Source organism: Pseudomonas arsenicoxydans (assembly GCF_006438915.1).
Lineage (GTDB): Bacteria > Pseudomonadota > Gammaproteobacteria > Pseudomonadales > Pseudomonadaceae > Aquipseudomonas > Aquipseudomonas arsenicoxydans_A.
This window is the reverse complement of the sequence record NZ_RCZE01000001.1, coordinates 98,786-112,893: the sequence shown is the minus strand read 5'-3', so window position 1 is coordinate 112,893 and position 14,108 is coordinate 98,786. Positions and strand designations below refer to the sequence as shown.

Here is a 14,108-nt window from a genome sequence, read left to right as displayed (position 1 = left end):
AAGCCTCTGACACCTTGGGTTGACTCGTGCCATACCCCTATAATTGGGCCACTTTGTTTGTGGAGCCCGTTATGCCGAATCTACGTCTCGCCGACTTGACCGCCGAAATCGAAGCCAACGTACGCCGTGCGCTGCTCGAAGACATCGGCAGCGGCGATATCACCGCACAGTTGATCCCGGCCGAACGCCTGGCAAAAGCCACCATCATCACGCGTGATGCCGCCGTCATTGCCGGCACGGCGTGGGTCGATGCAGTGTTCCGGCAACTGGACCCGCGGGTCGCGGTGCATTGGCAGGTGCGTGATGGCGAACGGGTTCAACCCAATCAGGCGCTGTTTCACCTCGAAGGCCCGGCGCGCTCGCTGCTCACTGGCGAACGCAGTGCGCTGAACTTTCTGCAATTGCTGTCAGGCGTGGCCACACGTGCGCAGCATCTGGCGGACTTTGTCGCCAGCACCCAGGTCAAGTTGCTCGACACCCGAAAAACCCTGCCGGGCCTGCGCCTGGCGCAAAAGTACGCCGTCACCTGCGGCGGCTGCCACAACCACCGCATCGGTCTGTACGACGCCTTCCTGATCAAGGAAAACCACATCGCCGCCAGCGGTGGCATCCCTGAAGCCATTAACGCCGCGCACAAGATTGCCCCGGGAAAACCGGTGGAGATCGAAGTGGAAAGCCTCGAAGAGCTCAAGGAAGCACTGGCGGCAGGCGCCGACATCATCATGCTCGATGAGTTGAGCCTGGATGATATGCGTGAAGCCGTGCGCCTGAACGCGGGCAAGGCAAAACTGGAAGCCAGCGGCGGGATTAACGAAAGCACGCTGCTACCGATCGCCGAAACCGGGGTGGATTACATTTCGATTGGCGCGATGACCAAGGACGTAAAGGCTGTCGACCTGTCGATGCGCCTGAGCCTCTGATCAACAAATGTGGGAGCGAGCTTGCTCGCGATGAGGCCCTTTCAGTCAACATTGATGTTGAATGTCAGTCCGCTATCGCGAGCAAGCTTCGCTCCTACAGGTCAGACCACCAGATTATTCATCTCGCAGTACTCTTCCCACTCGACGCCCAGCACCTCGGCTGCCTCTTTGTGCAGCACCAGTCGCGCAGCCTCGAACTCTTCAGGGGTCGAGGTGTACTTGAGCGTCAATTCCCACGGCTGCAAGCCCTGGGACTCGGCCTCATCCTCGAACGCCCACTGAATCTGGTCTTTCTGATCGTCGGCCGGCAGGTCCTTGATCTCGTCGGCGAGCTGGGGCGAATCCAGCAAGTACTTTTTGAGCGCTTCTTCGTGTCTGGCTTCTTGGGTCAATTCTTTAACAGTCATGTCGTTCTCGCTGATCTGGGGAATGGAAGATGGATCTGGATCATCAAGGATCTCTCTGACGCAAAAAACCGTGTGAAGCCCGGTTTGTCTGGCCTTCAGAACCATTCGGGGATCATCTGAAAACTGCAAAGTGGTACGTGTGCAGGCTCCGAATATAGGACGTTTGGTTGACGATTTATATGGACTTTTACATCAAATCTACAAAAAAACCCTGGAGGGGCTTTTTGAAAATATTGTCTCGCGTCGCCGGAACAACGCTAAAACGGTAAAGTCATAGCGATGTGCCATATAGGCACTTCACAAGGAACCCTAGTGATGTCCAGTCTTGCAAAGCGTTCGACTGCCCTTCTCGCAGCCAGCATGGCGGCCCTTCTTCTCGGCAGCCTGGCTCTGTCCAGTACCGCCCAGGCCGGTTTGGAGTTCAGTTCCGACAGTTCTAGTTCCAGCGACAAATTCCTCACCTTTCACAATTTGTATGGCAAGGATGTGATGACGAGGAGCGATATCAGTATCGACATGGTTACGCAATTATCGAGCACCGCCAAAACCAACACAACTGACATTGCAAACCTTGAGAAAACGGTCAAGGAACAAACCAGACTCATCGAAGAACTCAAAAAGAATGCGGGGTCCAGTTCAAGCTCGAGTGCCAGCGAAGTCAGCGACCTCAAGCGAACTGTCAGTGCACAGAACATCGAGCTGAGAAAGCTCGCCAGCCAGGTTGAAGACCTCAAGCGCAGTGCCGGATCGAGTTCCAGCTCAAGCTCCAGTGAGCTGTCCAGCCTGAAGCGCGAAGTCAGCGATCAGGACAAGCAGCTGGATCAGCTCAAACGCACCGTGGATGACCTGAGCAGAAAGGTGAAATAACGGGAGATGGTGCCCGAGACAGGAGTCGAACCTGCGACCTTCGCGTTACGAGTGCGCTGCTCTACCAACTGAGCTACACGGGCAGTGGGCTAAACCTAGCACCGGGTTCGAGGGTCAGCAACTTCACACCCTGTTTCGCAGACAAAAAAATGCCCCGCAGTGTTCACTGCGGGGCATTTTTTATAACGTTGAAGCGGTCAGGCGTGGGGAGTGATTAAACGCCCGAAGCCTTGGCAGCAGCTACGTCTTTGATGGACAGCTTGATACGGCCGCGGTTGTCCACGTCCAGTACCAGTACTTCCACTTCCTGGCCTTCTTTCAGGATGTCGGTCACTTTCTCAACACGAGCGTCGCTCAGCATCGAGATGTGAACCAGACCGTCCTTGCCCGGCAGGATGTTGACGAATGCGCCGAAGTCGACGATGCGCTCAACCTTACCGACGTAGATCTTGCCGATTTCAGCTTCTGCGGTGATGCCCAGAACGCGCTGACGTGCTGCTTCAGCCGCTTCCTTGGTTTCGCCGAAGATCTTGATCGAGCCGTCGTCTTCAATGTCGATCGAAGCCTTGGTCTCTTCACAGATCGCACGAATGGTCGCGCCGCCTTTACCGATGACATCACGGATTTTGTCGGTGTCGATTTTCATCGCGATCATGGTCGGAGCGTTTTCCGACAGTTCGGTACGCGACTGGCCAATGATCTGGTTCATCTGACCGAGAATGTTCAGGCGCGCTTCCAGGGCTTGGCCCAGAGCGATTTCCATGATTTCTTCGGTGATGCCTTTGATCTTGATGTCCATCTGCAGCGCGGTAACACCTTTGGCGGTACCGGCTACTTTGAAGTCCATGTCGCCGAGGTGGTCTTCGTCACCCAGGATGTCGGTCAGGATGGCAAATTTCTCGCCTTCTTTAACCAGACCCATGGCGATACCGGCAACTGGTGCCTTCATCGGAACGCCAGCGTCCATCAGGGCCAGGGACGCGCCGCAAACGGAAGCCATCGAGCTCGAACCATTGGACTCGGTGATTTCCGACACCACACGAATGGTGTACGGGAACACGTCGGCAGCAGGCAGCATGGCTGCAATCGAACGACGGGCCAGACGGCCGTGACCGATTTCGCGACGACCAGCGCCACCCATGCGACCACACTCACCTACCGAGAACGGAGGGAAGTTGTAGTGCAGCATGAACGGGTCTTTTTTCTCGCCTTCCAGGGTGTCCAGCAGTTGTGCATCACGGGCGGTACCCAGTGTTGCAACAACCAGAGCTTGGGTTTCGCCACGGGTGAACAGTGCCGAACCGTGGGTCTTTGGCAGAACACCGACTTCGATGTTCAGAGGACGTACGGTCTTGGTGTCGCGGCCGTCGATACGTGGCTTGCCGTTTACGATGTTTTCGCGAACGGTGCGGTATTCGATTTCGCCAAACGCTGCTTTGACTTCGCTGGAAGAAGGCTGGCCTTCTTCACCGGACAGCTTGGCAACCACCTGGTCTTTCAGTTCGCCCAGACGAGCGTAACGGTCGGCCTTGATGGTGATGGTGTAAGCCTGGGAGATCGCGTCGCCGAACTCGGCACGGATAGCGCCCAGCAGCGCGGTGGCTTCTGGCTGTGGAGCCCAGGTCCAGGTCGGCTTGGCAGCTTCAGCGGCCAGTTCTTTAACGGCTTGGATCACCACCTGGAACTCGTCGTGAGCAAACAGTACCGCGCCCAGCATCTGGTCTTCGGTCAGCTCTTTAGCTTCCGATTCAACCATCAACACGGCTTCCGAAGTACCGGCAACGACCATGTCCAGGCTCGAAGCTTTCTGTTGTTCGTAAGTCGGGTTCAGCAGGTAACCGGTGCTTTCGTGGAACGCAACGCGGGCAGCGCCGATCGGGCCATCGAAAGGAATGCCGGAGATGGCCAGGGCCGCCGAGGTACCGATCATCGCAGCGATGTCCGGATCGGTCTTCTTGCTGGTGGAAACGACGGTGCAGACAACCTGCACTTCGTTCATGAAGCCTTCTGGGAACAGCGGACGGATCGGACGGTCGATCAGTCGGGAAGTCAGGGTTTCTTTCTCGGAAGGACGGCCTTCGCGCTTGAAGAAACCGCCAGGGATCTTACCGGCAGCGTAAGTCTTTTCCTGGTAGTGAACGGACAGAGGGAAGAAGCCCTTGCCTGGATCGGCTTGTTTGGCACCGACTACGGTCACCAATACGCTGACGTCGTCGTCAACGGTGACCAATACTGCGCCGGAGGCCTGACGGGCGATACGGCCAGTCTCGAGGGTAACGGTCGACTGACCGAACTGGAATTTTTTGATTACCGGGTTCACGGTGTCCTACCTTCTTTTGTGGCTCTTGGGGAACTTGTCTTCTTGCGAAATTCTTGGGCAATGTCGGGAATCGGCCCAACGCCTGTCCAGGGTAAAACGTGAGTCCAGATAAAACTTGAGGCTGGGAGCCTGCCATGCGCCAGCAGGAAACCCGCTGACGCACGACAGACAACCAACCTCTAGCGCAATCGCTTATTAGCGACGCAGACCCAGGCGACCGATCAGAGTCTGATAACGACCCAGATCCTTGCCTTTCAGGTAGTCCAGCAGCTTACGACGCTGGTTTACCATGCGGATCAGACCACGACGGGAGTGGTGATCTTTACCGTTGGCCTTGAAGTGACCTTGCAGCTTGTTGATGTTGTGGGTCAGCAGTGCAACTTGCACTTCTGGCGAACCAGTGTCACCAACAGCTTGCTGGTAGTCAGCTACGATTTGAGCTTTTTCTTGAACGTCGAGAGCCATGAGGCAATCCTTTTATCAGGAAACTGTTTCAGAAAAACAGTTTCAACAGGCCAGGGACAAATCCCTGTATCTAAAAATGAGTAGTGACCGTGCCTGTTAACAGCCACCCTCGTCCGGTCATTCTGACCGAATCAGTCGACGTGGCGCGATGCGCCCGTCTTCGCTCACTTCACCGATACCGATGAAGCGACCATTGTGATCCTGTACCCGTACCATGCCGAACTTCGGTGCATCCGGGGCTCGTACCGGTTGGCCGTTAAGCCAGTAGAACGAGCTGTGCTCCGAGAACTGCAACAGTGGCCAATCCAGCAGGCCACTGTCCGATGGCATCAGGAAGCGATCAACCGCTTCATTGCCGCCTTCGGCATGTACTGCTTCCAACTCTTCCAGCGTGACCGTCTGCGCCAGCGTGAAAGGCCCGGCCTGGGTACGTCGCAGTTCTGCAACGTAAGCGCCACAACCGAGTTGCTCACCGATATCCTCCACCAGGGTGCGAATATAGGTGCCTTTGCTGCAATCCACCGCAAGCCGCGCAGTATCACCCTCGAAGGCCAGCAATTCCAAGCGCGCAATAGTAACAGAACGCGGTTCACGCTCCACTACTTCGCCAGCACGAGCCAGCTTGTACAGCGGCTGCCCGTCACGCTTGAGCGCCGAGTACATCGGCGGTATCTGACTGATTTGTCCGCGAAAACCTGGCAAAACAGCTTCGACATCGGCGCGACCAACGGTCACCGGGCGTTCCTGCAAAACTTCACCCTCGGCATCGGCCGTGGTGGTGGTTTTGCCCAATTGCGCCAGGGTTTCATAGGCCTTGTCGGAGTCGAGCAGGTACTGCGAGAACTTTGTGGCCTCACCGAAGCACAACGGCAACACGCCGGTGGCCAGCGGATCAAGACTGCCGGTGTGCCCGGCCTTCTCGGCGTTCAGCAACCAGCGAACCTTCTGCAACGCGGCGTTGGAGGTGAACCCCAGCGGCTTGTCGAGCAGGATAATGCCGCTGACGTTACGACGGATACGTTTGACCTGAGCCACCGATTACTCCTTGGCGTCTTCGGGTTCAGCCGCTACCGGGTGCTGATTGTCTTCAGCCACCGCACGCTCGATCAGGGCCGACAGGTGCGCACCACGCACGACGCTTTCGTCGTAGTGGAAGTGCAACTGAGGAACGCTACGCAACTTCATTTCGCGAGCCAACTGCATACGCAGGAAACCGGCGGCGGAGTTAAGCACCTTGATGCTTTGTGCGATGTCTTCGGCATTGTCCTGCCCCATCACGGTGATGAAGATCTTGGCGTGACCGACGTCACGGCTGACTTCAACAGCAGTAATGGTGACCAGGCCGACGCGCGGGTCTTTGACTTCACGACGGATCAGCTGTGCCAGCTCACGCTGCATCTGATCGCCGATACGTTGGGTACGGCTGTATTCTTTTGCCATGTCTTGTTACCTGTTACTGCCACACGGTGAAACCCGTGGGGTCTGAAAGCGGCAAACGCCCGGCCTGACAAAAGCCAGACCGGGCGTTGCGTTTAGAGTCCTGACGCTGTGCCGCGCATGTGCATGCGGCGGCTCATCGTGGCCCTTGAAGTGCGCGAGTTAGAGGCTGCGAGCAACCTGAACCTTCTCGTAGACTTCGATCTTGTCGCCAGCCTTGACGTCGTTGTAGCTCTTGACGCCAATACCGCATTCCATGCCGGCACGTACCTCGGAAGCGTCATCCTTGAAGCGGCGCAGGGATTCCAGCTCGCCTTCGAAGATAACGATGTCTTCACGCAGTACACGGATTGGACGGTTACGGTGAACAACACCTTCGATAACCATGCAACCGGCGATCGCGCCAAACTTCGGCGAACGGAACACGTCACGCACTTCAGCGGTACCCAGGATGTTCTCGCGAACATCGCTGCCCAGCATACCGGTGAGAGCTTTCTTGACGTCTTCGATGATGTCGTAGATCACGTTGTAGTAACGCATATCCAGACCTTCCTGCTCGACGATCTTGCGAGCGCCAGCATCGGCACGCACGTTGAAGCCGAACAGTACAGCATTGGAGGCCAGTGCCAGGTTGGCGTCGGACTCGGTGATACCACCGACACCGCCACCGACAACACGCACTTGCACTTCGTCGTTACCCAGGCCGTTCAAGGCACCGTTCAACGCTTCCAGCGAACCACGGACATCGGATTTGAGGACGATGTTGAGCGTCTTCTTCTCTGCCTGACCCATGTTTTCGAAGATGTTTTCCAGCTTGCCGGCGTGAGCGCGAGCCAGTTTGACTTCGCGGAACTTGCCTTGACGGAACAGAGCCACTTCTCGGGCTTTCTTCTCGTCCGACAGCACGCTCATCTCGTCGCCAGCATCCGGGGTACCGTCCAGGCCGAGGATCTCGACAGGGATGGAAGGACCGGCTTCCTTGATTGGCTTGCCGTTCTCGTCGAGCATGGCACGTACACGGCCATAGTTCGAACCGACCAACACCATGTCGCCTTGGCGCAGGGTACCGTCTTGAACCAGAACGGTTGCAACCGGGCCACGACCTTTGTCGAGACGCGATTCAACCACAACGCCACGGCCAGGAGCCGAAGGAGTCGCTTTCAGTTCCAGAACTTCAGCTTGCAGCAGAACAGCTTCGAGCAACTCGTCTACGCCAGTACCGACTTTCGCCGAAACCGATACGAACGGGGTGTCACCGCCCCACTCTTCCGAAGTCACGCCGTGAACCGACAGTTCGCTACGGATGCGATCGAGATCAGCGCCCGGCTTGTCGATTTTGTTCACTGCAACAACCAGTGGTACACCGGCAGCCTTGGCGTGCTGGACCGCTTCAATGGTCTGCGGCATTACGCCGTCGTCCGCTGCAACGACCAGGATCACGATGTCAGTCGCCTTGGCACCACGGGCACGCATTGCGGTAAACGCGGCGTGACCCGGGGTATCGAGGAAAGTGACCATGCCGCGATCAGTTTCAACGTGGTACGCACCGATGTGCTGGGTGATACCGCCGGCTTCGCCAGCGGCTACCTTGGCACGACGGATATAGTCAAGCAGCGACGTCTTACCGTGGTCAACGTGGCCCATGACGGTCACGACTGGTGCACGGGAGAACGTTTCACCTTCAAACTTCAGGGACTCGGCCAGGGAATCTTCCAGGGCGGTGTCGCTGACCAGGGTCACTTTGTGGCCCAGCTCTTCGGCTACCAGTTGAGCAGTTTCCTGATCAAGCACCTGGTTGATGGTCGCTGGAGTACCCAGTTTGAACATGAACTTGATGATTTCAGCAGCCTTGACCGACATCTGATTGGCGAGATCGCCAACAGTGATGGTCTCGCCGATCTGCACATCACGCACGACAGGACCGGTTGGGCTCTGGAAACCGTGCGCGTTGCGTTTCTTCAGCTTGGCCTTGCCGCGACCACCACGACGGAAGCCATCGCTTTCTTCGTCGGTAGTACGTGGCGCAACGCGTGGAGCAGGCGCTTTCTCTTTGACCGAAGCACGATGCGGAGCGTTTTTGCGCTCACCATCGCCACCGCCGCTGCGACGATTGTTATCGTCGGCACGCGGTTTGTCCGGACGGCGCTGTTCGTTCTGCTTGTTGCGAACGTCAGCAGACGGTGCTGGTGCAGCCGCCACAACCGGAGCGCTTTCACGCACTGGCTCGGCAACCGCAGCAGGCGCTGCAACAGCGTCGGTCGTACCGTTTTGCGCCGCAGCAGGCTGGCGACGCGCTTCTTCTTCGGCGCGACGCTTGGCTTCTTCTTCAGCCTTCTGACGAGCAGCATTTTCTACTGCGCGACGTTCGTCCAGTTCGCGTTTACGCTCGGCTTCGATTTCTTCCGGGCTGCGCTGTACGAAAACTTTCTTTTTACGGACTTCAACGCTGATGCTTTTGCTGCCAGCAACACGCAGCGTGCTGGTGGTTTTACGCTGCAGCGTGATCTTGCGTGGTTCTTCCACTTTCGCCTTGTGGCTGCTTTTCAAGTGAGTCAGCAACGATTGCTTCTCACTGTCAGTCACACTTTCTTCGGCGGCGGTGTGCGGCAGACCTGCCTCACGCATCTGCTGCAACAGGCGCTCTACCGGTGTTTTGACCTCATCGGCCAGTTGTTTCACCGTGACTTGCGTCATGCACTTCTCTCCTCAGGCCGCGCCTAATTACTCGAACCAGTGGGCTCGGGCGGCCATGATCAACTTGCCGGCACGATCATCGTCAATGCCGTCGATGTCGAGCAGGTCGTCAATAGACTGCTCGGCCAGGTCTTCGCGGGTAATTACGCCGCGCACCGCCAGTTCCATCGCCAAATCCTTGTCCATACCCTCAAGCGAGAGCAGGTCTTCGGCCGGATGGGCGTCTGCCAGCTTTTCCTCAGTAGCGATGGCTTTGGTCAACAAACGATCCTTGGCACGAGCGCGAAGCTCGTTGACGGTTTCTTCGTCAAAGCCGTCGATGTTGAGCATTTCTTCCAACGGTACGTAGGCAATCTCTTCCAGGCTGGTGAAGCCTTCATCTACCAGCACCTGTGCCAGGTCTTCGTCGACTTCCAGCTCGTCGATGAAGTTGCGCAGGATGTCGCCGGTTTCTGCTTGCTGCTTAGCCTGGATGTCCGATTCGGTCATCACGTTCAGGGTCCAGCCAGTCAATTGGCTAGCCAGACGCACGTTCTGACCCCCACGACCGATGGCCTGAGCCAGATTGTCTGCGCCAACGGCGATGTCCATTGCGTGGGCATCTTCGTCAACGATAATTGCTGCAACCTCTGCCGGGGACATGGCATTGATCACGAACTGAGCCGGGTTGTCGTCCCACAGGACGATATCAACACGCTCACCGCCCAACTCACCCGACACTGCCTGGACGCGCGAACCGCGCATACCGATGCAAGCGCCCTGTGGGTCGATGCGTTTGTCCTTGGAGCGGACCGCGATCTTGGCACGCGAACCCGGATCACGGGACGCAGCCATAACTTCGATCAGGCCTTCAGCGATTTCCGGCACTTCGATGCGGAACAACTCGATCAGCATTTCCGGTGCGGTACGCGACAGGATCAGCTGCGGGCCACGGTTCTCGGTGCGGATTTCCTTGAGCAGTGCACGCAGACGTACACCCACACGGAAGGTTTCGCGAGAGATGATATCTTCACGAGCCAGCAACGCTTCAGCGTTGTTGCCCAGGTCGACGATCACGTTGTCGCGAGTCACTTTCTTCACGGTGCCGGAGATGATTTCCCCCAGGCGCTCGCGATAAGCGTCAACAACTTGAGCGCGCTCGGCTTCACGAACTTTTTGCACGATGACTTGCTTCGCAGTCTGTGCAGCAATACGGCCGAACTCGATGGATTCGATTTTTTCTTCGACGACATCGCCAACCTGGGAACCAGGATGCGTTTCGGCAACCTTGCTCGGCCAGGTTTCGATGGCCGGATCGTCCAGGTCTGCTTCTTCGACGACCGTCCAGCGACGGAATGTCTCGTAAGCACCGGTGTGGCGATTGATTTCCACACGCAGATCGACTTCGTCCTCAAAACGCTTTTTGGTAGCAGTGGCCAGAGCCAGCTCCAGCGCTTCAAAAATTACGTTTGCCGGTACGCCCTTTTCATTGGATACCGACTCAACAACCAGCAGTACTTCTTTGCTCATCGTACGCCTCGCCTTTCGCAAGCCATTGGATCCGCGGGATCCGCGTCTCAGTCAAAACTGGGAATAATGTTGGCCTTGTCGATCATATCGATCGGCAACAGGAACTCATGGTCTTCTACCTGCACCACGACGTCCTGCTCTTCTACACCGCGCAGAAGGCCCTGAAAGTTGCGTCGTCCTTCAAACGGCGAGCGCAGCTTGATCTTCACTTGTTCACCGGCAAATTTTGCAAACTGCTCAATAGTGAACAGTGGGCGTTCCATGCCAGGCGAGGAAACTTCAAGGGTGTATTCAACGGCGATTGGATCTTCAACATCCAGGACACCGCTGATCTGACGGCTGACAATGGCGCAATCGTCCACCAGCACACCGCCCTCTTTATCAATATAAACGCGCAACATCGAGTGACGACCTTGAGCCGAAAACTCAATACCCCAGCATTCATAGCCCAGGGCCACGACCACCGGGGCCAACAAGGCCTGCAACTCTTCTAGCTTGCTCGACACCTGAACCCCCTCGTGCATGTATGTGCATGCTATGCAAAATAAAAAAATGGGCGAAACGCCCATCCTTGAAACGCCGTCGAACAGCGGCGTAGAAAGTGTCCAGCTAACAAAAAGCCCCTTAAAAGGGGCTCCTTAAACTGGTTGCGGGGGCCGGATTTGAACCGACGACCTTCGGGTTATGAGCCCGACGAGCTACCAGACTGCTCCACCCCGCGACAAAGCTGGGGCGGAAGTATACGACCGATCCCTAACAGGGTCAATGTAACCTTCCACCTACAAGAAAGCCCGCAACAGCGGGCTCTCCTGATAATTGGTACCGAGAAGGGGACTCGAACCCCTACACCCTATGGGCACAACCACCTCAAGGTTGCGTGTCTACCAATTCCACCACCTCGGCAATACTACGTTTGAAACCCTTCTTACTTTTGCTCTTGAGCTGGTGGCACGTCAGTCGCTGGAGTAGCCGACTTTTGCTCTTGAAGCACCGGGACATCATCAGAAGCCGGTTGTTGCTTTGGAACTTCCAACACCGCTGGATTTGGGAGACCTACTTGAGTCAGCTGGTGAGCTTTCTCTTTAGCAAAGTAACCTAACCCCAAGCTGGTTATGAAAAAACCTGCGGCAAGTATAGCAGTAAACTTACTAAGAAAGGTAGAGGAACCTTGGCTTCCGAACACAGTATTTGAAGCACCTGCTCCGAAAGACGCGCCAGCATCCGCACCTTTACCCTGCTGCAGCAATACGAGAGCAACTACGCCCAATGCACCCAGCAGATGAAAAACGACTACGACTGTTTCCAGCATTTTTTCAGTTTCCCGCGGCGCGACAGATCGCACCGAACTCATCTGCATTCAGGGAAGCCCCACCAATGAGACCCCCATCGATATCCGGCATGCCGAACAGTTCGACCGCATTGGCCGCCTTCACGCTGCCGCCGTATAGAAGCCGCACACCTTGTGCGACTTCAGAATTCTTTGCCGCCAACTGCGCGCGAATGGCTGCATGCACATCCTGCGCCTGTTGCGGTGAAGCAGTCAGCCCGGTGCCAATGGCCCAAACCGGCTCGTAAGCGATCACTGCTTTTGCAAATACACCGACACCCAGCTCATCGATGATGCTGTCCAGCTGAGCCGAGACAACCTCAATCGTTTTCCCGGCTTCGCGCTGCTCAAGAGTTTCCCCTATGCACAACACCGGAATCAAGCCAGATGCCTGTGCCGCTGCGAACTTGCGGATCAGCACTGCGTCCTGCTCGCCCAATATCTGGCGGCGCTCGGAGTGCCCGACAAGCACCAGGGAACAACCTGCATCCACCAACTGACTCGGCGCAATTTCACCGGTCAACGCACCTTGCTCGGATTCCACCGCAGAATTCTGCGCGCCGACCGAAATCGACTTGCCTTTCACGCCACCAACCACTTGATTGATGAACAAGCTAGGCGGGAATACCGCTACATCAACACCGCTCGGCAAGGCCAGATGACTAAGGCCGTTGATCAGCTCAGCGACGCTGGCGCGGGTACCGTGCATCTTCCAGTTACCAGCTACCATAGGGCGACGCATGCTGTACCTCGTCGGTCAAAGTGGGCGCAGATGTTACCCAACACAATCAAGGCTGGCAAGCCGAATTCAGGCAGAAACTTCAGTAACGAGTTTTGCCAGCTCTTCGGCGTAACCGCGAACCTGTGTTTCGTCCTCGCCTTCGACCATGACACGCACCAATGGCTCTGTCCCGGACTTGCGCAACAGCACCCGACCACGCCCCGCCATCGCCTTGGTAACACGGTCACTGGCTTCCTTGACCGCTGGATGGTCGAGCGGGCTCGCACCACCGCCAAAACGGACATTGATCAGCACTTGAGGGCACTTGCGCAGCGCTTGGCGGGCCTGAGCCAGCCCTTCGGAACGAGTCTTCAACGCCATCAACACCTGCAATGCAGCAATGATCGCATCACCGGTCGTGGTGTGATTGAAGCAAACGATATGCCCCGAATTCTCACCACCCACCAGCCAGTTACGCTCAAGCAAGTCAGCGATGACATAACGGTCGCCAACGTTGGCACGCACAAAAGGAATCGACAGATCAGCCAGGGCCAATTCCAGCCCCAGGTTACTCATCAGCGTTCCGACCACACCGCCTTGCAACTTGTCACACTCATGCAGATCGCGGGCGATAATGTAGAGCAGTTCGTCACCGTCAACGATGGCACCCGTATGGTCGACCATCAGGACACGATCACCGTCACCATCGAACGCGATACCCAGATCGGCGTGCTCGGCCAATACGGCAGCCTGCAATTGACCCATATGGGTCGAACCACAATTGTCGTTGATGTTCAGACCGTTCGGCTGCGCGGACAGTACTACGACGTCAGCACCCAACTCACGGAATACGCTTGGGGCAACCTTGTAGGTCGCACCGTGGGCGCAGTCGATCACGATCTTCAGGCCCGCGAAACTGGTGCCCGTCGGGACGCTGCTTTTGCAGAATTCGATGTATCGGCCAGAAGCGTCGTTGATGCGCGACACTTTGCCGATCTTGCTCGACTCAACCACGGTCATCGGGGTGTCGAGCAACTCTTCAATCATCAGCTCGACTTCATCCGGCAGCTTGGTGCCTTTTCCGGAGAAGAACTTGATGCCATTGTCATCGTGAGGGTTGTGCGAGGCACTGATCACGATACCGGCTTCAGCGTGGAAGGTACGCGTCAGGTAGGCGATCGCCGGGGTTGGCATCGGCCCCAAGAGCATGACATCGGCCCCCGCCGACGTCAGCCCGGCCTCGAGTGCAGATTCAAACATGTAGCCCGAGATCCGGGTGTCCTTGCCGACCAATACCTTGCAAGCGCCCATTTTGCGGAACGCCATACCCGCTGCCCAGCCGAGCTTGAGCATGAAGTCAGGAGTAATCGGGTATTCACCGACACGACCACGAATACCGTCGGTACCAAAGTATTTCTTGCTCATAAGTGCTCCATCATTC

Annotated in this window: 13 protein-coding genes and 3 tRNA genes; 2 read left to right on the top strand and 14 right to left on the bottom strand. The window is 56.7% G+C overall.

The window, feature by feature from the left end; genetic code table 11:
• Window positions 1-71 precede the first annotated feature (71 nt).
• On the top strand, window positions 72-920 hold the full coding sequence (gene nadC, locus EAH78_RS00505) for a carboxylating nicotinate-nucleotide diphosphorylase (protein WP_140664063.1): 849 nt from the start codon (window positions 72-74) through the stop codon (window positions 918-920).
• A gap of 101 nt (window positions 921-1,021) precedes the next feature.
• Here nadC and EAH78_RS00500 read toward each other — a convergent pair whose 3' ends face one another.
• Complete coding sequence (locus EAH78_RS00500) at window positions 1,022-1,327, bottom strand: DUF6388 family protein (RefSeq protein WP_140664060.1); 306 nt, start codon at window positions 1,325-1,327, stop codon at window positions 1,022-1,024.
• 315 nt (window positions 1,328-1,642) lie between these two features.
• Between EAH78_RS00500 and EAH78_RS00495 the strand changes: the two genes are divergently transcribed.
• Entirely contained in the window at window positions 1,643-2,194 is a 552-nt protein-coding gene (locus EAH78_RS00495; protein ID WP_140664057.1) for a hypothetical protein, read from the top strand.
• A 7-nt stretch (window positions 2,195-2,201) separates the two neighbouring features.
• On the opposite strand, the gene EAH78_RS00490 is transcribed toward EAH78_RS00495, so the two are convergent.
• The 13 genes from EAH78_RS00490 to glmM form a co-directional block, all read right to left on the bottom strand.
• Window positions 2,202-2,277: transfer RNA gene (locus EAH78_RS00490), tRNA-Thr, on the bottom strand.
• Between the two features lie 131 nt (window positions 2,278-2,408).
• Window positions 2,409-4,514: a polyribonucleotide nucleotidyltransferase gene (gene pnp / locus EAH78_RS00485; protein ID WP_140664055.1), complete on the bottom strand. Its 2,106-nt coding sequence runs from the start codon at window positions 4,512-4,514 to the stop codon at window positions 2,409-2,411.
• Window positions 4,515-4,709: 195 nt separating this feature from the next.
• Window positions 4,710-4,979 (bottom strand): 30S ribosomal protein S15, encoded by a 270-nt coding sequence (rpsO, locus tag EAH78_RS00480; protein WP_003177875.1) that lies wholly within the window; start codon window positions 4,977-4,979, stop codon window positions 4,710-4,712.
• Between the two features lie 117 nt (window positions 4,980-5,096).
• On the bottom strand, window positions 5,097-6,014 hold the full coding sequence (gene truB / locus EAH78_RS00475; RefSeq protein WP_123405159.1) for a tRNA pseudouridine(55) synthase TruB: 918 nt from the start codon (window positions 6,012-6,014) through the stop codon (window positions 5,097-5,099).
• A gap of 3 nt (window positions 6,015-6,017) precedes the next feature.
• Entirely contained in the window at window positions 6,018-6,419 is a 402-nt protein-coding gene (rbfA, locus tag EAH78_RS00470) for a 30S ribosome-binding factor RbfA (RefSeq protein ID WP_007942872.1), read from the bottom strand.
• 159 nt (window positions 6,420-6,578) lie between these two features.
• Window positions 6,579-9,110, bottom strand: a complete 2,532-nt coding sequence (gene infB, locus EAH78_RS00465; RefSeq protein WP_140664052.1) for a translation initiation factor IF-2 — start codon at window positions 9,108-9,110, stop codon at window positions 6,579-6,581.
• A gap of 27 nt (window positions 9,111-9,137) precedes the next feature.
• Window positions 9,138-10,619 carry a transcription termination factor NusA gene (nusA, locus tag EAH78_RS00460; RefSeq protein ID WP_140664048.1) on the bottom strand — a complete coding sequence of 494 codons (1,482 nt, stop codon included), beginning with the start codon at window positions 10,617-10,619 and terminating at the stop codon, window positions 9,138-9,140.
• Between the two features lie 47 nt (window positions 10,620-10,666).
• Window positions 10,667-11,125 carry a ribosome maturation factor RimP gene (gene rimP / locus EAH78_RS00455; RefSeq protein WP_010463487.1) on the bottom strand — a complete coding sequence of 153 codons (459 nt, stop codon included), beginning with the start codon at window positions 11,123-11,125 and terminating at the stop codon, window positions 10,667-10,669.
• 138 nt (window positions 11,126-11,263) lie between these two features.
• Window positions 11,264-11,340 (bottom strand) — tRNA-Met (locus tag EAH78_RS00450).
• 96 nt (window positions 11,341-11,436) lie between these two features.
• Window positions 11,437-11,522: transfer RNA gene (locus tag EAH78_RS00445), tRNA-Leu, on the bottom strand.
• A gap of 22 nt (window positions 11,523-11,544) precedes the next feature.
• Window positions 11,545-11,928, bottom strand: coding sequence for a preprotein translocase subunit SecG (gene secG / locus EAH78_RS00440; protein WP_017336473.1), 384 nt, complete (start codon window positions 11,926-11,928; stop codon window positions 11,545-11,547).
• 4 nt (window positions 11,929-11,932) lie between these two features.
• Entirely contained in the window at window positions 11,933-12,688 is a 756-nt protein-coding gene (gene tpiA, locus EAH78_RS00435; RefSeq protein ID WP_140664045.1) for a triose-phosphate isomerase, read from the bottom strand.
• A 66-nt stretch (window positions 12,689-12,754) separates the two neighbouring features.
• Window positions 12,755-14,092 (bottom strand): phosphoglucosamine mutase, encoded by a 1,338-nt coding sequence (gene glmM, locus EAH78_RS00430; RefSeq protein ID WP_140664042.1) that lies wholly within the window; start codon window positions 14,090-14,092, stop codon window positions 12,755-12,757.
• Between the last annotated feature and the right edge of the window lie 16 nt (window positions 14,093-14,108).

Bases quoted from the DNA above. Each gene is read 5' to 3' on its own strand.
- nadC (WP_140664063.1), top strand. From the start codon at position 72: ATGCCGAATCTACGTCTCGCCGACTTGACCGCCGAAATCGAAGCCAAC.
- EAH78_RS00500 (WP_140664060.1), bottom strand. From the start codon at position 1,327: ATGACTGTTAAAGAATTGACCCAAGAAGCCAGACACGAAGAAGCGCTC.
- EAH78_RS00495 (WP_140664057.1), top strand. From the start codon at position 1,643: ATGTCCAGTCTTGCAAAGCGTTCGACTGCCCTTCTCGCAGCCAGCATG.
- rpsO (WP_003177875.1), bottom strand. From the start codon at position 4,979: ATGGCTCTCGACGTTCAAGAAAAAGCTCAAATCGTAGCTGACTACCAG.
- rbfA (WP_007942872.1), bottom strand. From the start codon at position 6,419: ATGGCAAAAGAATACAGCCGTACCCAACGTATCGGCGATCAGATGCAG.
- infB (WP_140664052.1), bottom strand. From the start codon at position 9,110: ATGACGCAAGTCACGGTGAAACAACTGGCCGATGAGGTCAAAACACCG.
- nusA (WP_140664048.1), bottom strand. From the start codon at position 10,619: ATGAGCAAAGAAGTACTGCTGGTTGTTGAGTCGGTATCCAATGAAAAG.
- secG (WP_017336473.1), bottom strand. From the start codon at position 11,928: ATGCTGGAAACAGTCGTAGTCGTTTTTCATCTGCTGGGTGCATTGGGC.
- tpiA (WP_140664045.1), bottom strand. From the start codon at position 12,688: ATGCGTCGCCCTATGGTAGCTGGTAACTGGAAGATGCACGGTACCCGC.
- glmM (WP_140664042.1), bottom strand. From the start codon at position 14,092: ATGAGCAAGAAATACTTTGGTACCGACGGTATTCGTGGTCGTGTCGGT.